Source organism: Streptomyces sp. cg40 (genome assembly GCF_050320165.1).
GTDB lineage: Bacteria > Actinomycetota > Actinomycetes > Streptomycetales > Streptomycetaceae > Streptomyces > Streptomyces hokutonensis.
Genome location: NZ_CP190128.1, coordinates 3,955,888 through 3,973,640, shown reverse-complemented (window position 1 = coordinate 3,973,640; position 17,753 = coordinate 3,955,888). Strand labels below are relative to the sequence as shown.

19 protein-coding genes are annotated in these 17,753 nt (G+C 71.1%); 13 read left to right on the top strand and 6 right to left on the bottom strand.

Going from position 1 to position 17,753, the window contains the following annotated elements; genetic code table 11:
• Positions 1-44: 44 nt before the first annotated feature.
• The 6 genes from ACQHII_RS17365 to ACQHII_RS17340 all read left to right on the top strand — a co-directional run bounded on the left by ACQHII_RS17365 (position 45) and on the right by ACQHII_RS17340 (position 6,797).
• On the top strand, positions 45-2,627 hold the full coding sequence (locus ACQHII_RS17365; protein WP_427920145.1) for a hypothetical protein: 2,583 nt from the start codon (positions 45-47) through the stop codon (positions 2,625-2,627).
• A 93-nt stretch (positions 2,628-2,720) separates the two neighbouring features.
• The gene (locus ACQHII_RS17360) at positions 2,721-3,137 is read left to right on the top strand and encodes a hypothetical protein (protein ID WP_427920144.1); all 417 of its coding nucleotides are present in this window, start codon (positions 2,721-2,723) and stop codon (positions 3,135-3,137) included.
• 180 nt (positions 3,138-3,317) lie between these two features.
• Positions 3,318-4,244 (top strand): ABC transporter ATP-binding protein, encoded by a 927-nt coding sequence (locus tag ACQHII_RS17355; RefSeq protein WP_427920143.1) that lies wholly within the window; start codon positions 3,318-3,320, stop codon positions 4,242-4,244.
• Positions 4,241-4,972 carry an ABC transporter permease gene (locus tag ACQHII_RS17350; RefSeq protein WP_200713335.1) on the top strand — a complete coding sequence of 244 codons (732 nt, stop codon included), beginning with the start codon at positions 4,241-4,243 and terminating at the stop codon, positions 4,970-4,972. The genes ACQHII_RS17355 and ACQHII_RS17350 overlap by 4 nt, the downstream gene beginning before the upstream one ends.
• Before the next feature lie 5 nt (positions 4,973-4,977).
• Positions 4,978-6,186 carry a sensor histidine kinase gene (locus ACQHII_RS17345; protein WP_427925334.1) on the top strand — a complete coding sequence of 403 codons (1,209 nt, stop codon included), beginning with the start codon at positions 4,978-4,980 and terminating at the stop codon, positions 6,184-6,186.
• A complete protein-coding gene (locus tag ACQHII_RS17340; RefSeq protein ID WP_427920142.1) occupies positions 6,183-6,797 on the top strand; it encodes a response regulator in 615 nt (204 codons plus the stop codon). Before ACQHII_RS17345 ends, ACQHII_RS17340 begins: the two co-directional genes overlap by 4 nt.
• Before the next feature lie 13 nt (positions 6,798-6,810).
• Here ACQHII_RS17340 and ACQHII_RS17335 read toward each other — a convergent pair whose 3' ends face one another.
• Together ACQHII_RS17335 and ACQHII_RS17330 are read right to left on the bottom strand one after the other, a co-directional pair.
• Entirely contained in the window at positions 6,811-7,668 is an 858-nt protein-coding gene (locus tag ACQHII_RS17335; RefSeq protein WP_427920141.1) for a tetratricopeptide repeat protein, read from the bottom strand.
• Positions 7,669-7,685: 17 nt separating this feature from the next.
• Positions 7,686-8,756: a GNAT family N-acetyltransferase gene (locus tag ACQHII_RS17330; RefSeq protein ID WP_427920140.1), complete on the bottom strand. Its 1,071-nt coding sequence runs from the start codon at positions 8,754-8,756 to the stop codon at positions 7,686-7,688.
• Between the two features lie 140 nt (positions 8,757-8,896).
• On the opposite strand from ACQHII_RS17330, the gene fdxA reads away from it, so the two are divergent.
• The gene (gene fdxA, locus ACQHII_RS17325; protein WP_019058397.1) at positions 8,897-9,217 is read left to right on the top strand and encodes a ferredoxin; all 321 of its coding nucleotides are present in this window, start codon (positions 8,897-8,899) and stop codon (positions 9,215-9,217) included.
• Between the two features lie 149 nt (positions 9,218-9,366).
• A complete protein-coding gene (locus tag ACQHII_RS17320; protein WP_427920139.1) occupies positions 9,367-10,461 on the top strand; it encodes a bifunctional succinyldiaminopimelate transaminase/glutamate-prephenate aminotransferase in 1,095 nt (364 codons plus the stop codon).
• Positions 10,462-10,575: 114 nt separating this feature from the next.
• On the opposite strand, the gene ACQHII_RS17315 is transcribed toward ACQHII_RS17320, so the two are convergent.
• Positions 10,576-11,028 carry a hypothetical protein gene (locus ACQHII_RS17315; RefSeq protein ID WP_019072065.1) on the bottom strand — a complete coding sequence of 151 codons (453 nt, stop codon included), beginning with the start codon at positions 11,026-11,028 and terminating at the stop codon, positions 10,576-10,578.
• Between the two features lie 272 nt (positions 11,029-11,300).
• Positions 11,301-12,293 carry a heavy metal transporter gene (locus ACQHII_RS17310; RefSeq protein WP_427920138.1) on the bottom strand — a complete coding sequence of 331 codons (993 nt, stop codon included), beginning with the start codon at positions 12,291-12,293 and terminating at the stop codon, positions 11,301-11,303.
• Positions 12,294-12,378: 85 nt separating this feature from the next.
• On the opposite strand from ACQHII_RS17310, the gene dapE reads away from it, so the two are divergent.
• Together dapE and ACQHII_RS17300 are read left to right on the top strand one after the other, a co-directional pair.
• On the top strand, positions 12,379-13,458 hold the full coding sequence (dapE, locus tag ACQHII_RS17305; protein ID WP_427920137.1) for a succinyl-diaminopimelate desuccinylase: 1,080 nt from the start codon (positions 12,379-12,381) through the stop codon (positions 13,456-13,458).
• A 77-nt stretch (positions 13,459-13,535) separates the two neighbouring features.
• Positions 13,536-14,294, top strand: coding sequence for a TIGR00730 family Rossman fold protein (locus tag ACQHII_RS17300; protein ID WP_093628996.1), 759 nt, complete (start codon positions 13,536-13,538; stop codon positions 14,292-14,294).
• 154 nt (positions 14,295-14,448) lie between these two features.
• Here the strand turns inward: ACQHII_RS17300 and folP are convergent, their stop codons facing one another.
• Positions 14,449-15,309: a dihydropteroate synthase gene (folP, locus tag ACQHII_RS17295; RefSeq protein ID WP_427920136.1), complete on the bottom strand. Its 861-nt coding sequence runs from the start codon at positions 15,307-15,309 to the stop codon at positions 14,449-14,451.
• A gap of 141 nt (positions 15,310-15,450) precedes the next feature.
• Here folP and ACQHII_RS17290 point away from each other — a divergent pair, with 141 nt between their 5' ends.
• Entirely contained in the window at positions 15,451-15,792 is a 342-nt protein-coding gene (locus ACQHII_RS17290) for a DivIVA domain-containing protein (protein WP_381243543.1), read from the top strand.
• Positions 15,789-16,361, top strand: a complete 573-nt coding sequence (locus ACQHII_RS17285) for a DNA-3-methyladenine glycosylase I (protein ID WP_427920135.1) — start codon at positions 15,789-15,791, stop codon at positions 16,359-16,361. The genes ACQHII_RS17290 and ACQHII_RS17285 overlap by 4 nt, the downstream gene beginning before the upstream one ends.
• A gap of 6 nt (positions 16,362-16,367) precedes the next feature.
• Here ACQHII_RS17285 and ACQHII_RS17280 read toward each other — a convergent pair whose 3' ends face one another.
• Complete coding sequence (locus ACQHII_RS17280) at positions 16,368-17,171, bottom strand: enoyl-CoA hydratase/isomerase family protein (RefSeq protein WP_427920134.1); 804 nt, start codon at positions 17,169-17,171, stop codon at positions 16,368-16,370.
• 375 nt (positions 17,172-17,546) lie between these two features.
• On the opposite strand from ACQHII_RS17280, the gene ACQHII_RS17275 reads away from it, so the two are divergent.
• Positions 17,547-17,714 carry a DUF3117 domain-containing protein gene (locus tag ACQHII_RS17275; protein ID WP_003966491.1) on the top strand — a complete coding sequence of 56 codons (168 nt, stop codon included), beginning with the start codon at positions 17,547-17,549 and terminating at the stop codon, positions 17,712-17,714.
• Positions 17,715-17,753 lie beyond the last annotated feature (39 nt).

Here is a 17,753-nt window from a genome sequence, read left to right as displayed (position 1 = left end):
CGCCCGTGGGTGTCGGGCGGCGGAGCCAACCGGGAGAACCTGCCTTGAGTCGTGAAACTGACACTCCGTCCTCCGGGCCCGACGGGCGCGGCGGAGCCGCTTACCCCTCGGGGACCCCGCCGTACGGGACGCCGGCGGCTTCCGACGACCGTACGGATGCGGGGCGTTCGGCCGCGCAGCCGGAGGAACGCAAGACCGAGACGACGCTGACGACCCGGATCCGGATCAACATCCCCGGGTCGCGGCCCATTCCGCCGGTCGTCGTGCGCACGCCCGTCGCGGACACCGAGTCCGCCGACGGGTCCACGACCGCCGAGACGCAGCTGCCGAGTTCCGCGCTGCCCACCGGCGTCGTCGAGCCGACCGCCGAACTCGCCCTGCCCACGCCCGAGGAGAAGACGAGCGACTGGTTCGCGCCACGCAAGTCCGGCCCCGCGAAGGGCGGTCAGGGCGGTGGCGGCACCAACGGCGCGGGGATTGCGGGCGGTTCGGCCGCCGGAACCCCGAGCGCGCCGCCTGCGGGCGCCTCGGGCGCGCCCGGCGGTGCGCGGCCGACCGGCGGCCGGCCCGGCGGTGTGGTCGGCGCCATGGGCCTGCCGAGCGCCTCCCGGCCGGGCGGCGCGAACGGCGGTACGAACGGTGCCGGGTTCGCCGGTGCCACCGGTGGCGGACCCGTGGCCCCCGGGCACGGCGGCGGCACCGGCTCCTTCGACGTGACCGAGGCGCTGGCGGCGGGCTCGCTGGGCAACGGCTCCCGTCCGGGCGGCGGCCCCGGCGAACCCCGCCGCGATGACCTGCCGTACTTCTCCGGGAACGGTCAGGGCGAGCAGGGCGGCCTGCCCGGAGCGGGCGGCCAGGGCGGCGAGCAGGGCGGCTTCCCCGGGCCCGGCGGTCAGGGTGCGCTGGGGGGCTACCCCGAGACGAACGGCCAGGGCTTCCCCGGGACCAACGGTCACGGCCCGCGCATCGAGCAGTTCCCCGGACCCGACGGCCAGGGCATGGGCCCCGGCGGCCAGGGCGGTCCCGGCGGACCCAGCGGTTTCAACGGCCCGAACGGGCGCGGCGGCCAGGGCGGCCCCCAGGGCCCCGCGGGCCCGACCGGCGGCCCGGTCACCGGCGACGGCCTGATGCTGCCGCCCGGCCCCATGGGCGGCGCCCCGGGCGCGCCCAGCGCGCTGAGCGGCTACGCCGACGGTTCGGGCGGCCCGGGTGGCCCTGGTGTTCCCGGCGGCCCCGGTGCTGCGGCCCCCGGCCGGCACGCCGGTCGCGGCAGGGGCCCGGGTGTTCCCGGCGGCCCTGGAGGTCCGGGCGCGGGTCCCGGCGGTCCCGGCGCGGGCCCCGCCATGGGACTCAGCGGCCCCGGTACGGCCGGCGGCGCCGGTCTCCCCGGCATGATCCCCGGCGGCGGTCTCAGCGACGACACCGCGATCCTCACCCCGCAGAAGCTCGCCCAGCCCGGCATGCCCGGCTACGGCGCCCCCGCCGACCAGGTCTCCGGACACACCGTCACCAGCGGTATGCCGGTCGTCCCGGGCAGCGGCACCGCGCCGTTCGGCACGGGCACCCACCCGGACGGACCGCTTCCCCACACGCCCCCGAAGCTGCCCGAGTCCGGCTCGGCGCAGAGCGCGCCCGCCGCCAAGAACGCGGGCAAGAGCGCGGCGAAGAAAAAGAAGAAGGGCCGCAGCAAGCTGGTCCTGCTCGGCGTCGGCGTGTTCGTCATCGCGGGCGGTGCCTACGGTGCCGGGCTGCTGATGAACCACACCGACGTGCCCAAGGGCACCACCGTGCTCGGCGTCGACATCGGCGGCGGCACCCGTGACGACGCCGTCAAGAAGCTCGACGACGCGTTCGGCGACCGGGTGAACAAGCCGCTGAAGCTGTCGGTGGGCGGCAGGACCGTCTCGCTGAAGCCGGACCAGGCGGGGCTTCAGTTCGACTTCGCGACCACCGTCAGCAAGGCCGCCACCAGCGACTACAACCCGGTCTCCGTGATCGGCTCGCTCTTCGGCCAGGAGCGCGTCGTTCAGCCCGAGATGCCGACGGACGAGGAGAAGCTCCAGGCCGCCCTGGCGAACCTCGGCGGCGGCTCCGGCACCGGTGCGGTGACCGAGGGCACGATCGAGTTCAAGGCCGGCAAGGCGGTCGCCGTCTACGGCAAGGCGGGCAAGGCCATCGACCCGGCCGGTTCCGTCACGGCTGTCGAGGAGGCGTACCGCACCGAGGTGGAGACCGGCACGGCCACCACGGTGACGGTCCCGACGACCACCAAGGAGCCGACGGTCACGAACGCCGAGGTCGACCGCGAGATGAAGGACTTCGCGAAGCTCGCGATGTCGGCCAACGTGACGATCAGGACGGACGCCACGCACGCGGTCTCCTTCAGCCCGCAGAACTCGATCTACAAGTTCCTGACCGTGCAGGCCCTCAACGGCAAACTCGTCGAGCACTACGACCTCAACGTGCTGAAGACGCTCTACGGCAGCACGTTCGACGGCGTGCAGATCGAGCGCGGAAACGGCTCGAAGACCGCCGTGGCACCGACGGACGTCGCTGTCGGACTGCGCGAGGCACTGCGTGGAAAGACATCCGCGGCGCGTATCGTCACCATTCCGCAGGACAATTGACAATCGAAGTGGTCTTGGGCACGACGGCGTCCTGATTGCCCCTTTGGTGTGCGGTGGATGATATTCTCCGATTCACCAACGCAAGGGGGAAATGTGCGACGTCGTCCTGCCGTACCGATGGTTTCCGCTGCGGCCGCCATCGGGATTCTCGGCGTCTTCACGGGGTCCGCCTCGGCGGCCTCCTGGGAGGTCGACACCGGGATCGTCACCGCCTACGACCCGGACGAGCTCGGCTATTTCAATCAGCACGGCGATGCCTGCGCGATCGGCCTCCCCATCGGCCGCGTCTGCTTCGACCGGGGCGACGACGGTATTTACGTGAGGGACGAGAAGAAGGACGGCAAGTCCGTCACCGGGTACTGGCTCACGGGAAACCGCAAGGGAAAGTGCATCAACAAGGCCGGTGTCGGCAAATGGGTCTACTGCTCGAAGAATTTCACCGACCACAAGGCCATTGATATCTGGCTCGAATACAACGGTCAGAAGTTTCTCGTGACCGGCAACACGTGACGGATTCTCCGCCGAGCGGCCCTCGCCTCCCCGACCAGGGGGCGGGGGCCGCTCGGCTTTCCGACCAAGGGGGCAGGGCCGCTCGGCTTTCCGTCATCCGCTCCGTATGACATCTGTCATCCGCCACTCAGGACCGCCGACACTGCCGCGTGCCAGGCCCCGGCGGCCACGATGGGTGCCATGACGACAACAGCGGCGACCACCGCCACCCCGGTGGTCGGGTTCGACCAGGTGAGCAAGAGTTACGGCGAGGTCCGGGCCGTCGACGGGCTGTCGCTCGCGCTGCACCCGGGGGAGACGGTGGCCCTGCTGGGGCCGAACGGGGCCGGCAAGTCCACCACCCTCGATCTGCTGCTCGGCCTCAAGCACGCCGACAGCGGCACGGTCAGCGTCTTCGGCACCAGCCCCCGCGAGGCCATCGTCGCCGGCCGGGTGGGCGCGATGCTCCAGAGCGGCGGACTGATGGACGAGGTCACGGTCGGCGAACTGGTCAAGCTGGCCTGCGACCTGCACCCGAAGCCCTACAAGGTCACCGATGTGATCGCCCGCGCGGGCATCGCCCAGATCGCCGACCGCAAGGTCAACAAGCTCTCCGGCGGCCAGGCCCAGCGCGTCCGCTTCGCCCTCGCGACCGCCGGCGACAGCGACCTGATCGTCCTCGACGAACCGACCACCGGCATGGACGTCTCCGCCCGGCAGGCCTTCTGGGCCACCATGCGCGAACAGGCCGACCAGGGCCGTACGGTCCTCTTCGCCACCCACTACCTCGAAGAGGCCGACGCCATCGCGGACCGCGTCCTGGTCCTGCACCGCGGCCGGCTGCTCGCCGACGGCACCTCCGCCGAGATCAAGGCGAAGGCGGGCGCCCGCAGGGTCGCCTTCGACCTGGACGGCGAGATCGACGAGGCGCCGCTGCGGGCCCTCCCCTTCCTCACCACCATCGACATCTCCGGTCAGACGATCCGCATCCAGTCCACCGACGCCGACGCGACCGTCCACGCGCTCTACGGCCTCGGCGTCTACCCCCGCAACCTCGAAGTCGCCGGACTCGGCCTGGAGCAGGCCTTCGTCGCCATCACCACCGCCGAGGAGGCCAAGCAGTCATGAACAGTCTCATCAAGCTGGAACTCACCCGCGCCCTGCGCAACCGCAAGTTCCTGTTCTTCTCGGTGATCTACCCCTCGGTGATCTTCCTGCTGGTCTCCAACCAGACGGGCACGGTAGACGGCACCGGCCTGAGCATCGCGAAGTACGTCATGGTCTCCATGGCCTCCTTCGGCGCCCTGACCGCCGTCCTCATGGGCAACAGCGAGCGCATCGCCAAGGAGCGCGAGAACGGCTGGGTACGGCAGCTGCGGCTGACCACCCTGCCCGGACGCGGCTACGTCCTCGCCAAGACCGCCAGCGCCGCCGTGGTCAGCCTGCCCTCCATCGTGGTCGTGTTCATCGTCGCCGCCGTGCTGAAGGACGTACGGCTGGAGGCCTGGCAGTGGCTCGCGCTGACCGGCGCGATCTGGGCCGGCAGCCTGGTCTTCGCCGCGCTCGGGGTGGCCATCGGGTACCTCGCCTCCGGGGACGCGGTCCGCCCGATCACGATGATCGTCTACTTCGGGCTGTCGATCCTCGGCGGCCTCTGGTTCCCGTCCACGACCTTCCCGACCTGGCTCCAGGACATCGCGAAGTGGCTGCCCACGCACGCGTACGCTGCGCTGGGGCAGGCCATCGAGCAGAGCCGGTCGCCCCATGCCAAGGACATCACCCTCCTCGTCGTCTACTTCGCGCTCTTCGCGGGCGGGGCGGCCTGGCTGTACCGGAAGGACACGCTGAAGGCGTGAGCGCGATGACGGAAGACCTGAGGTCCGAGGAGGAGGCCCGGGCCGACCGGCTGGTCCGGATCGGCCAGCCGCCCCGCAACCGTTCCGAGGCGGTGCGCAAGCTGGTGTGGGTCCTGCCGTGGCTGGTCTTCCTCAGCGGGCCCGTGAAGGACCTGCTTTCCGGCCACCACACCACCCCGGCCACGGCGGCGGGCTGGGTCGGCCTGGTGGCCTTCGTCTCGGCCTACCTGACCGTGGTCTTCCGTTCCATGGGCCGGCCCTACGCGGGCCGGTTCGTCGCGGCCCTGATCACCGTGCTCTGGGTGCTCGCCGTGACCCTGGCCCTCACCCTCGGCGGCTCCTGGATCGGCCTCTTCGTCTACGTCTCCGTCTCCTGCGGGGCGGCTCTCCCGCTGCGCGCCGCGTACTGGACGATCCCGCTGACCACCGCGGCCATGATGCTGGCGGGCTGGCACGCCCACGACCTGGACGACGCCTGGGGCCTCTTCCTGGTGGTGCTGCTCATCGGCTACTCCATGACGGGAGTACGGCAACTCGTGCGCACGACGGTCGAGTTGCGCAAGGCCCGCGCCACGGTCGCCCAACTGGCGGCCAACGAGGAGCGGTTGCGCCTGGCCCGGGACCTGCACGACCTGCTCGGCCACTCCCTCTCCCTGATCACGCTGAAGAGCGAGCTGGCCGGCCGGATGCTCCCCGACCACCCCGACAAGGCGGCCCAGCAGGTCGCCGACATCGAACAGGTCAGCCGCCAGGCCCTGGTGGACGTCCGCGAGGCCGTCACCGGCTACCGCCGACCCCGCCTCCCCGGCGAACTCGCGGGTGCCCAGGTCGCGTTGACGGCGGCCGGCGTCACGGCCGACCTCCCCGCCGAGCCGGACCTCGCCGACGTCCCCGAGGACAGCGAGTCCGCCCTCGCCTGGGCCCTGCGCGAGGCGATCACCAACGTCGTACGGCACAGCGGCGCCCAGCGCTGCCTGGTCGAGGTGGTCCGGCGCCAGACCCTGGACGGCCCGATGCTCGAACTCTCCGTCGAGGACAACGGCTCGGGCGGCTCGGGCAAGGGTCCCGGCAACGGTCTGACGGGCCTCACCGAGCGCCTCGCGAAGGTCGGCGGCTCCCTGGAGACGACCCGACTCAAACACGGCTTCCGGCTGGTCGCCCGGGTGCCCACGGGCGTTCCGGCCGCTTCGGCGGACGTAGGATCCCCCGCATGAGCCGTACGATCAAGGTCCTCCTCGCCGAGGACCAGTCGATGGTCCGCGAGGCACTGGCCGCACTGCTCGGCCTGGAGGACGACATCGAGGTCGTCGCCCAAGTCGCGCGCGGCGACGAGGTGTTGGCGGCGGCCCGGGACCACGGCGTCGACGTGGCCCTCCTCGACATCGAGATGCCCGGCTGCACCGGCATCGAGGCGGCGGCCCAGGTCCACAAGGCGCTCCCCGAGGTGAAGCTGGTCGTCCTCACGACCTTCGGCCGCCCCGGCTACCTCCGCAGCGCGATGGAGGCGGGCGCCGACGCGTTCCTGGTGAAGGACGCCCCGGCGGCCCAACTCGCGGCAGCGGTACGGAAGGTACTGGCGGGGGAGCGGGTCATCGACCCGACTCTGGCCGCGGCGGCACTCGCAGAGGGCGCCAACCCGCTGACCGACCGCGAGCGCGAGATCCTGAGGGCGGCGGCGGACGGCTCGACGAACGCGGAGTTGGCCAAGGCGCTGCACTTGTCCCAGGGGACGGTCCGCAACTATCTGTCGACGGCAATCCAGAAGTTGGCGGTGAGGAACAGGGCGGAGGCGGTGCGGATCGCGAGGGAGAAGGGCTGGCTGTAAATCGCCGGCCAACTCAGTTCAACCTGGCCCTTGCGGACTGGGCCTGCCCCCGAACTCGATCAGCAGCAGGTTCGTCCACCACGGCCACCACCTCCGCATACGCCTCCAACTCGGCTGCCCCGGTAAGGAAATCCCCCCGCTCAACCAGCAGTTGAGCCCGCTCGTACCGCAACCGTGCCGAATGCGAGGGCAACAGCAACGCCAACTCGACGGCCCACAGGGCGACATCCGACCGTTCCGGCCGAGCCGCAGCCCACGCCCGGATGTTGTTCAGGACGCGCGAAACGACCTCCAGCGGCGCCGCAGGCACAAGCATCGAGGGCTCCAGCGAAGCTCCCGTCGCCCCCGCGACCAGCAACTCCGCATCGCCGCCCGACAACACCCGCCCCCCGTCGAACGGATCGGCCAGCACCTGTTCCTCCGCCGGCCCGAACCCCACCACGAAGTGCCCCGGCAGCGCGACCCCGTACACCGGAGCCCCGGCCCGCCGCGCGACCTCCATCCACACCACGGACAGCAGGATGGGCAGCCCGCGCCGCCGGCGCAGGACGTCGTGCAGCAGCGAGGACCCCAGCCGCTGGTAGTCGCCGGGCGTACCGCGGAACTCGAAGCGGACGCCGAGGAGTTGGTGCAGCGCGTTCGCCCAGGCGGAGGGCCCGCCGGGACGGTACGGCAACTGCCCGGCCAGCCGGTCCAGTTCGACCTGCGCCGCGTCGATGCCGGCGTCGTCCAGCGCCCCGTCGGCCGTAGCGCCCACCAGCAGGCAGAGCGTGGTCAGATCGGGCCGCTCGGACCGGGCCTCCTCGGCGAACCAGGCACGCACCTCCGCCGACCGCTCGGGCGACGGGGGAGAGGGACAGGGAACGGGCATGGCGAACTCGAACCCCCTCACGACGAACCGTCGCGACCGCCGGCACCGATGTCACCGGTGGCAGGGACGTCACCGATGTCACCGATGCCATCGGTCGAGGCCGGCTCGCGATAGTGGTGGTAGGCGTGATGCGCCGCGAACCCCATCCCGGTGTACAGCGCCCGCGCCCCCGCGTTGTCCGTCTCGACCTGCAACCACGCGGCCGACGCCCCCTCCTCCAGCGCCCGCGAGGCCAACGCGGCCATGACGAGCGAGCCGAGCCCTCGCCGCCGTAGCGCCGGATCGACCTCGACGGCACCGAAACCGGCCCACCGGCCGTCGACCACACACCGCCCGATCGCGGCAGGCTCGGCACCTTCCCCGGGCACGGTCGCGAACCACACCGACGGGCCGCCGCCCAGCACCTTCAGGGCCACCTCGCTCACCCCCTTGCGCTGATAGCGGGCCAGCCATGCGTCGTCGGCCGTCCTGGAGAGGACGACCCCGGCCGGGTCGGCCCGGTCGGCGACCGGGGCCAGGGCCCCGACCCACAGCTCGGCCGTCACCTCCCGGGTCCAGCCGCGCCGCTCCAGTTCGGCGCAGAGCAGCTCCTGCGTGCCCTCGGCGCCGGTCGCGGTCTGGACGTAGGCGGGCAGGCCGCGGTCGCCGTACCACCGTCGTACGGAGGTGAGGGCCGCGTCGAGAGGCAGGCCGGGATCGCCGAGCGGGAGCACGGAGTTGGCGCGGCGGGTGAATCCGGCGGCGGCGCGCAGCTCCCACTCGCCGAGCCGCTCGCTCTCCACCGGCGGCCAGCCGCGCGCGGAGACCTGCGCCAGTTCCCGGTAGCCCGCGGCGGGGCCCCGCCGACGGGCCGGAGCGGCCGGGACGACCTTGCCCGCCACCAGCGAGGATTCCGAAATATGCACGGACTCCCCACCTTTCCGTGTGATCGTGAGCACACCGCTGTCCCATGATGTGAGAACACCCACCGTGTCGGTGAACTTCTCCGTCGTGTCTTCCGTACCTGCCAAGCGCCTGACGGACACCCGTTTGCCCACGTCAGCAGCGGTGATGCGGACCTCGAGACGTCCGGCCGCAGAGATTTCCACAGGTCAGTTCACCCCTCCTGTATGGATCACGCCCCGGAACGGAGATACTAGGTGCGGGCATGGACGACGCCGCGCTCCAGCGCGCCTGGCGGCGGAGCCTACGGAGGCCCGCCAGCGCCCTATCGAGGAGGAACGACAGCGTGACCTACGTCATCGCGCAGCCTTGTGTCGACGTCAAGGACAAGGCGTGCATCGAGGAGTGCCCGGTCGACTGCATCTACGAGGGCTCACGGTCCTTGTACATCCACCCGGACGAATGCGTCGACTGTGGAGCCTGTGAGCCGGTGTGCCCGGTCGAGGCGATCTTCTACGAGGACGACACTCCCGAGGAGTGGAAGGACTACTACAAGGCGAACGTCGAGTTCTTCGACGAGCTCGGCTCCCCGGGCGGTGCCAGCAAGCTGGGCCTGATCGAGCGCGACCACCCCTTCGTCGCCGCGCTGCCGCCGCAGAACCAGTAAGAGCGGCCCGCGCAGACGCGCCGCCTCGGTCCCGTACGGCCTGATCACGCCCGATCAGCGCCCTACGGGGCCGAGGCGTTTGCCGTGTCGGGTCGTACCGGTCCGTACCGGCCGCATCGGGCCGTACCGAAGAAAGTGAGCGAGCAACCGTGTCCGCAGTCTCCGACCGTCTGCCCACCTTCCCCTGGGACAAGCTGGAGCCGTACAAGAAGACGGCGACGGCGCACCCGGGCGGCATCGTCGACCTGTCGGTCGGCACCCCGGTGGACCCGGTCCCCGATCTGATCCAGAAGGCCCTGATCGACGCGGCCGACTCGCCCGGCTACCCCACGGTCTGGGGCACCCCGGCCCTGCGCGACGCGCTCACCGGCTGGGTCGAACGCCGCCTCGGCGCCCGCGGTGTCACCCACCGCCACGTCCTGCCGATCGTCGGCTCCAAGGAACTGGTCGCCTGGCTCCCCACGCAGTTGGGCCTGGGCCCCGGCGACCGCGTGGCCTACCCCCGCCTCGCCTACCCGACGTACGAGGTGGGCGCCCGACTGGCCCGCGCGGACCACGAGGTCTACGACGACCCGACGCGGCTCGACCCCGAGGGCCTGAAGCTCCTCTGGCTGAACTCCCCGTCCAACCCGACCGGGAGGGTCCTCTCGAAGCGGGAACTCACCGCGGCCGTCGCCTGGGCCCGCGAGCACGGCGTCCTGATCTTCTCCGACGAGTGCTACCTCGAACTGGGCTGGGAGGCCGACCCGGTCTCGGTCCTGCACCCGGACGTCAACGGCGGCTCCTACGACGGCATCGTGGCCGTCCACTCCCTCTCCAAGCGCTCGAACCTCGCCGGCTACCGCGCCGCCTTCCTGGCCGGCGACCCGGCGGTCCTCGCCCCGCTCCTGGAGATCCGCAAGCACGGCGGCATGATGACCTCGGCCCCGACCCAGGCGGCCGTCGTGGCGGCCCTGAGCGACGACACCCACGTCCAGGAACAGCGCGACCGCTACAAGGCCCGCCGCACGCTCCTGCGCGAAGCGCTGACCGCCCACGGCTTCCGCATCGAACACAGCGAGGCCAGCCTCTACCTGTGGGCAACCCGGGACGAGTCCTGCTGGGCCACGGTGGCCCACCTGGCCGACCTGGGCATCCTGGTGGCACCGGGCGACTTCTACGGGGAGGCGGGCGACCGCTTCGTACGGGTGGCGCTGACGGCGACGGACGAGCGAGTACGGGCAGCCGTAAACAGGCTCAGCTGAGAGTTCTTTAGGGGCGCGGGGAACTGCGCGCCCAGCCCCCACCGGCCCACAGCCAAACAACCAGCATGCAAAAGGGGTCCAGGGAACTCCCTGGACCCCTTCAACGCAGGGTGCCTAGCCGAGCGGCAGTCCCTTCAACGGCAGCTCCTGGGCCGTCGGCAACCCACCCTTGGTGACCGCGTCCGTCGGCAGCCCGCCACCCGCCGTGGCGGTCTTGGCGGTGTCACCGAGCAGGCCGCCGGCCTGCCCAGCCGTGTCCCCGGCGACATGCTGCGCAGCCGGAGCCACCGTCTTGGCGACCTTCCCGCCGGTCTTGCCTGCGGCCGGCACCGCCTTCTCCAGCGTCTGGCCACCGGACTTGCCGGCGACCCCCGTGACGTTCTGGCTGGCGCCGTCGACCGTGTTGCCGACGCTCGCCCCGTCCAGGGCGGTCAGCGCGCCCAGGTTCGGGGTGGCCGGCAGGGAGGGGGCCGCACTGGCGGAGCCGGCCGCACCGACCCCGGCTGCCGCTCCCGCTGCGACGAGCAGCGCGGCACGGGCGATCCGGCGGGTCAGGGGGAGGGACATGATGCTCCTTGTGTTGATCTCCGGGCTCGGACGCAGTGACTACCGCTCGAAGCGCGCGAAGGTTGCGGAGCGCCAACGTAAAGAGTTGGCAATGCGTCGCATTATCAGCTACGGATAAAAACGGACAAAGGTCGCCCGTCCCGAAAGCCCGTCGAATGCTTGCAGCCCTTTGTTTTCAAGGACTCCGGCGCACCTGTGGGTGACCACGCGAAAACCTGAGCACCCGCGGCCCCTGATCGACCACGCATAACTCCTACGGGTGAGGACCCGTACTACTGCCCGGTCGGTGCCTCGGTCTGGATGCGGACCCCGCCCGCGGCCTTCGTGCCGGTCGAGTGCCACGGGTCGTTCGCGCTGCCCGCGGCCCACTCGCGGCCGTTGTACGACACGCGGTCGATGTGCAGCGCCGAGGAGTTGGCCACCGCCCAGTGGGCGAGCTGCCAGCCGGTCTTCGTACTGCCGGACCGCACCGGCAGGGTCACCGTGCTGCTCCCGCCGGTCGCACTCGCGCTCGGAGCCGGCGTGGCCGTGGTCTTCGTCTTCGACTTGGACGTGCCCTTGGACGTCGTCGCCCCGCCGGTCACCTCCGCGCCGGTCTCCTTCAGCACCTCGCGCCCGAAGTCCCGTACCAGCGCGGCCCGTACGGCGTCCGGGCCGGTGGTGGTCACGGTGGTGTCCGGGAGGCCCTGGCAGGTCAGCGTGGCGGCCGACTGCCCGGTGAGGGCGGCGGACAGCAGCGTGGCGTCGGGCTCGTGCTTGGCGTACGCCTCCGGGTAACCGCTGCGCTGCACGCGCTGCGCGGCGACCGTGAGGGGGAGCTTCTGGTAGTCGTCCACCTTGGCGAGGTGCTCGTAGAAGACGCCCGCCGCGTACGTCGGGTCCATGATCTGCTTCTCGGTGCCCCAGCCCTGCGAGGGCCGCTGCTGGAACAGGCCGAGCGAATCCCGGTCCCCGTGGGTGATGTTGACGAGCTGCGACTCCTGGAGGGCGGTCGCGAGCGCGATCGTCACGGCCCGCTCGGGCATACCGCGCCCGGTGCCTACGGCGGCGATCGTCGCCGCGTTCATCGTCTGCTCCTGCGTGAACTCGAACTCCTGGCCGTCGTCCTTCCCGGAGACCACCTTGCAACCGGGCCCGCCCCGGCCGCCGGTGACGTACTGGACGACCAGATAGCCCGCGACAGCGAGCAGCACCACGAAGGCGGCTGAGAACCGGAAGAGGCGGCCGCGTCGACGCTTCTTTGGGGTGGGGGACTGCTCAGGCATCCCCACAAGGTAGCGGAGGCTCCTGTTACCGCTGAGCCGGGTGTGGACAAACGGTGGAGACGCCCTTCGCGTTAGGGTCGACGGCATGGCCGATACCCCACTTGACCTCACGCTGGACGCCGCACTGCTCACCGCGCAGCTCGTCGACTTCCCCTCGGAGAGCGGCAGCGAGAAGCCCCTCGCGGACGCGATCGAGACCGCGCTGCGCGCCCTGCCCCACCTGACGGTCGACCGGTACGGCAACAACATCGTCGCGCGCACGAACCTGGGCCGTTCGGAACGCGTCATTCTGGCCGGCCACATCGACACGGTCCCGATCGCCGGGAACGTCCCCTCGCGCCTCGACGAGAACGGCGTCCTGTGGGGCTGCGGCACCTGCGACATGAAGTCCGGCGTCGCCGTCCAACTCCGCCTCGCGGCCACGGTCCCGGCCCCCAACCGCGACCTGACGTTCGTCTTCTACGACAACGAGGAGGTCGCCGCTCCCCTCAACGGCCTCAAGCACGTCTCCGAGGCCCGTCCCGAGTGGCTGGCGGGCGACTTCGCGGTCCTCCTGGAGCCGACGGACGGTCAGGTCGAGGGCGGCTGCCAGGGCACGCTCCGGGTGTTCCTGAAGTTCAAGGGCGAACGAGCGCACTCCGCGCGCGCGTGGATGGGCTCCAACGCGATCCACGCCGCCTCCAGGGCACTGGCCAGGCTCGCCGCGTACGAGCCCCGCACGCCGGTCGTGGACGGCCTTCAGTTCCACGAGGGCCTCAACGCGGTGCGGGTGGAAGGGGGAGTCGCCACCAACGTCATCCCCGACGCGTGCACCCTGGTCGTCAACTTCCGCTACGCGCCCGACCGCAGCGAGGCGGAGGCGGAGGCCTTCGTGCGCGAGTACTTCGCCGACTGCGGGGTCGACGAGTTCGTCGTGGACGACCACACCGGAGGAGCCCGCCCCGGCCTGACCCACCCGGCCGCTGCGGCCTTCATGGCGGCCGTCGGCGGCGAGGCCCGCCCCAAGTTCGGCTGGACGGACGTGGCCCGTTTCAGCGCCCTGGGAGTGCCCGCGGTGAACTACGGCCCGGGCGCCCAACTCCTCGCCCACAAGGTGGACGAGAGGGTCGAGGCGGCTCTCATCCCCGAGGCGGAGCGGCGGCTGCGGGACTGGCTCACCGCCTGACATCCGTATGTCCCCCCTCCGTAACCCGCGTAGACCTACGCTGAGGTACGAAACACCTGCAAGTGGAGGGAGCGCACATGGCTACAGGCAACCCCGAGGGCAAGCAGCAGCCACCGGAGGAACAGCGCCTGGGACCGGTCCTCCGGAGGCGCGGCCAGGTGACCGCGAGCACGACCGACCAGCGTCTTCTGGACGCGGGCGGCCCCTCGGACTGGGTCCACACCGACCCGTGGCGCGTTCTGCGCATCCAGTCGGAGTTCATCGAGGGCTTCGGCACACTGGCCGAACTGCCGCCCGCGATCAGCGTGTTCGGCTCGGCCCGCACCAAGCCGGACTCACCGGAGTACGAAGCGGGCGTACGGCTCGGACACGCCCTCGTGGAGGCCGGGTGGGCCGTGATCACCGGAGGCGGCCCCGGAGCCATGGAGGCGGCCAACAAGGGCGCCCTGGAGGCCAAGGGCATCTCCGTCGGCCTGGGCATCGAGCTGCCCTTCGAGCAGGGGCTCAACCCCTACGTCGACATCGGCCTGAACTTCCGTTACTTCTTCGTCCGCAAGATGATGTTCGTCAAGTACGCCCAGGGCTTCGTGGTCCTCCCCGGCGGCCTCGGCACCCTCGACGAACTCTTCGAGGCCCTCACCCTCGTGCAGACCCAGAAGGTCACCCGCTTCCCGATCGTCCTCTTCGGCAGCGAGTACTGGGGCGGCCTCGTCGACTGGCTGAAGAACACCCTGATCGCCCAGGGCAAGGCGTCGGAGAAGGACCTCCTGCTGTTCCACGTGACGGACGACGTGGACGAGGCGGTAGCGCTGGTCTCGAAGGAAGCCGGCCGGTAACGGTGGTTCTTTTCAGCCTGTCCGGCGTTTGAGGACGAGGCCGTCCAGGCCGAAAGCGGGGGTCTGGGGGCGGCAGCCCCCAGGGACGATGGGGGTCCCCCCGCTCGAGCGAAGCCGAGAGTGGGGGAGGGCAGGGGCGGCGGGGGCGAAAAAATCAGGCCAGCCCCCGCCGCGCCACAGCCGGCGGCCGATGCCCGGCAATGGACGCCACCATGTCCAGCACCTGCCGAGTCTCCGCGACCTCGTGCACCCGGTACACCTGGGCACCGAGCCACGCGGACACCGCAGTCGTCGCCAACGTCCCGACAACCCGCTCCTTGACCGGCTTGTCCAGCGTCTCGCCCACGAAGTCCTTGTTGGACAGCGACACCAGCACCGGCCACCCCGTCTCGACCATCTCCCCGAGCCGCCGCGTCGCCTCCAGACTGTGCCGCGTGCTCTTCCCGAAGTCGTGCCCGGGATCGATCAGCACCGACTCCCTGGCCACGCCCAGCGAAACGGCCCGCTCGGCGAGCCCCAGGGTCACGCGCAGGATGTCGGCCATGACGTCGTCGTACGTCACCCGGTGCGGCCGGGTCCGCGGCTCGGCGCCGCCCGCGTGCGTGCACACAAGACCCACGCCGTACCGCGCGGCGACCTCCGCGAGCCGCGGATCGACGCCGCCCCACGCGTCGTTCAGGAGATCCGCGCCGGCCTCGCAGACGGCCTCGCCGACCTCGTGCCGCCAGGTGTCGACGCTGATGATCACGTCCGGGAAGCGCCGCCGCACCTCGGCCACGAAACCGACCGTACGCCGCGCCTCCTCCTCGGCGGTGACCTCCTCACCGGGGCCGGCCTTCACTCCGCCGATGTCGATGATGGCGGCGCCCTCGGCCACGGCGTGCTCCACGCGCGCGAGGGCGGGCTCGTCGCGGAACGTCGCCCCCTGGTCGTAGAAGGAGTCCGGGGTCCGGTTCACGATCGCCATGATCACCGGCTCGTGCGCGTCGAATTCACGCCTGCCCAGCCTGAGCATCCCCTGTGACCTCTCCTAGTACCGACCGGTCTTCAGCCGCCTGTGACCCTAACTGTCAGCGTCGCATGGCACGATCGGACCCTGACACATTCGGCTTCGGCACGTCCGACCTCGACGCCCGTGGAGACCCCAGCGATGTTCATGTTCCTGTTCCTGGTCGTCGGGCTGGCCGTCGTGGTCGGCGCCGTGACCCTCTCGGTGATCGGCGGCGGCGAGAACGCCCCGCTGCCCGACGTCGCGCCCGAGCGCCTCGACGACGCGCTGCCCCCGGACCGGCCGGTCGACCAGGCCGACGTGGAGAGCATCCGCTTCCCGCTCGCCGTGCGGGGCTACCGCATGGCCGAGGTGGACGACGCGCTGAGCCGCATCGCCGCCGAACTCGCCGAGCGCGACGCCCGGATCGCCGACCTGGAGTCCGCGCTGGCGGGCGCGCAGAGCCACCGCGTCTCGATCGAGAAGCCCGTGGAAGGCGACCACCAGTGAGCGAGGCCGTGGCCGGTCCCGACGGCGGTCTGCGCTGCCCCTGGGCGCTGTCCACCGAGGACTACATCACGTACCACGACGAGGAGTGGGGCCGCCCGGTCCACGGCGACGACGCCCTCTACGAGCGCCTCTCCCTGGAGGCCTTCCAGTCGGGCCTCTCCTGGATCACGATCCTGCGCCGCCGCGAGGGATTCCGGGCCGCGTTCGCGGGCTTCAAGATCGCGGAGGTCGCGACCTTCACGGACGCCGACCGTGAACGCCTGCTCCTCGACACGGGCATCATCCGCAACCGCCTCAAGATCGACGCGACGATCGCCAACGCGCGCGTGCTGGCCGACTGGGCGCCGGGCGAACTCGACGACTTCATCTGGTCCCACGCCCCGAAGCCGGGCCCGGCCCCGAAGACACTCGGGGACGTCCCGGCGGTCACGGAGGCGTCGACGGCCCTGTCAAAGGCCCTCAAGAAGCGGGGCCTGAAATTCGTGGGGCCCACGACGGCGTACGCCCTGATGCAGGCGTGCGGACTGGTGAACGACCACTTGGCGGACTGTGTGGCCCGCCTCCCCTGAGTCGGTTCAGCGCCCCAAGTACTTCGGCGTCTCCTTGTTGACGAACGCCTCCACAGCGATCGCGTGATCCTCCGACGCGCCCGCCCGAGCCTGGAGTTCGTCCTCCTTCTCCAGCGTCTCCTCAAGGGTGTGCGAGAAGCCGTAGGCGACGGACTCCTTCAGCGCCGCGTAGGCGACCGTCGGCCCGCCGGCCAACGCCCGCGCCACCTTCTCGGCCTCCGCGTGCAACTCGCCCGCGGGCACGAGACGGTTGGCGATCCCGAGGTCGTACGCGTCCTGCGCCGTGATCGTGCGCGGGAACAGCAGCAGGTCGGCGGCGCGCCCGGGTCCGACGACCCTGGGCAGCGTCCAGGAGATGCCGGAGTCCGCAGTAAGGGCGACACCCGCGAAGGACGTGTTGAAGCCGGCGGTGTCGGCCACGACCCGGTAGTCCGCGGCCAGCGCGAGCCCGAACCCGGCCCCGGCCGCGACCCCGTTGACCCCGGCCACCACGGGCTTCGCCATTCCGGCCAGCGCCCGCACGATGGGGTTGTAGTGCTCCTTGACCGTGGTCATGGTCTCCCCGGTCCCGGCCTCGCGGTCGGAGGCCAGGAGGCCGATGTGCTCCTTGAGGTCCTGGCCCACGCAGAACGCCCGCTCCCCGGCCGCGGTCAGCAGCACGGCCCGTACGGCGTCGTCACCCGCCGCGGCCTGGACCGCCTCCCGGAGGGCGACCTTGGTCGCGATGTTCAGCGCGTTCATCGCCTCCGGGCGGTTCAGCGTGATCTTCGCGAGTCCGTCGCTCACCTCGTAGAGCACGGTGTCGGCCATGGTGTGTCCCCTCCGGTGCGGTGGCTCCGGCGTACCGTTCGGTACGCCCTGTGTCCGTAGGACAGCATGGCGGAGATCGCCGTCCACGCACCGGACCGGTCGTGTGACCTGCGTCAAAGAATTCGGCGCCGGTTTCGGTCGGCAGGGGTCCGCGCGGCGGCGAAGTATCGCAGTCACATCGGCGAATTGAGTGGTTTTGCTCGCGCGCGTTGCCCAAGCGATGCCGACTGATGTTGGTCATCGGGTCCTGAGATGCGGGATAATGGCTTGGAAGCAATGTGTTCGATGCCGGTGACGCGTGTCTCATTAGGGGCCGCGCGTGCCCTCCATGGGGCCGTCGGCGACGATGAGCTGGTTTCAGGAAGGGGAACGAGCATGGCGGCCATGAAGCCGCGGACGGGCGATGGCCCGCTCGAGGTGACCAAGGAGGGGCGGGGCATCGTCATGCGCGTTCCGCTCGAAGGCGGCGGTCGGCTCGTCGTCGAGCTGACCCCTGACGAGGCCGACGCCCTGGGCGACGCCCTCAAGAAGGTCGTCGGCTGACGCGGCGGAACGCGACCATACCCCTTCAGCTGCCCCGGC

Coding starts and splice junctions, on each gene's coding strand:
- ACQHII_RS17355 (WP_427920143.1), top strand. CDS start 3,318: ATGACGACAACAGCGGCGACCACCGCCACCCCGGTGGTCGGGTTCGAC.
- ACQHII_RS17280 (WP_427920134.1), bottom strand. CDS start 17,171: ATGGCCGACACCGTGCTCTACGAGGTGAGCGACGGACTCGCGAAGATC.
- ACQHII_RS17275 (WP_003966491.1), top strand. CDS start 17,547: ATGGCGGCCATGAAGCCGCGGACGGGCGATGGCCCGCTCGAGGTGACC.
- ACQHII_RS17300 (WP_093628996.1), top strand. CDS start 13,536: ATGGCTACAGGCAACCCCGAGGGCAAGCAGCAGCCACCGGAGGAACAG.
- ACQHII_RS17340 (WP_427920142.1), top strand. CDS start 6,183: ATGAGCCGTACGATCAAGGTCCTCCTCGCCGAGGACCAGTCGATGGTC.
- ACQHII_RS17310 (WP_427920138.1), bottom strand. CDS start 12,293: ATGCCTGAGCAGTCCCCCACCCCAAAGAAGCGTCGACGCGGCCGCCTC.
- dapE (WP_427920137.1), top strand. CDS start 12,379: ATGGCCGATACCCCACTTGACCTCACGCTGGACGCCGCACTGCTCACC.
- ACQHII_RS17290 (WP_381243543.1), top strand. CDS start 15,451: ATGTTCCTGTTCCTGGTCGTCGGGCTGGCCGTCGTGGTCGGCGCCGTG.
- ACQHII_RS17335 (WP_427920141.1), bottom strand. CDS start 7,668: ATGCCCGTTCCCTGTCCCTCTCCCCCGTCGCCCGAGCGGTCGGCGGAG.
- folP (WP_427920136.1), bottom strand. CDS start 15,309: ATGCTCAGGCTGGGCAGGCGTGAATTCGACGCGCACGAGCCGGTGATC.
- ACQHII_RS17350 (WP_200713335.1), top strand. CDS start 4,241: ATGAACAGTCTCATCAAGCTGGAACTCACCCGCGCCCTGCGCAACCGC.
- ACQHII_RS17345 (WP_427925334.1), top strand. CDS start 4,978: ATGACGGAAGACCTGAGGTCCGAGGAGGAGGCCCGGGCCGACCGGCTG.
- ACQHII_RS17315 (WP_019072065.1), bottom strand. CDS start 11,028: ATGTCCCTCCCCCTGACCCGCCGGATCGCCCGTGCCGCGCTGCTCGTC.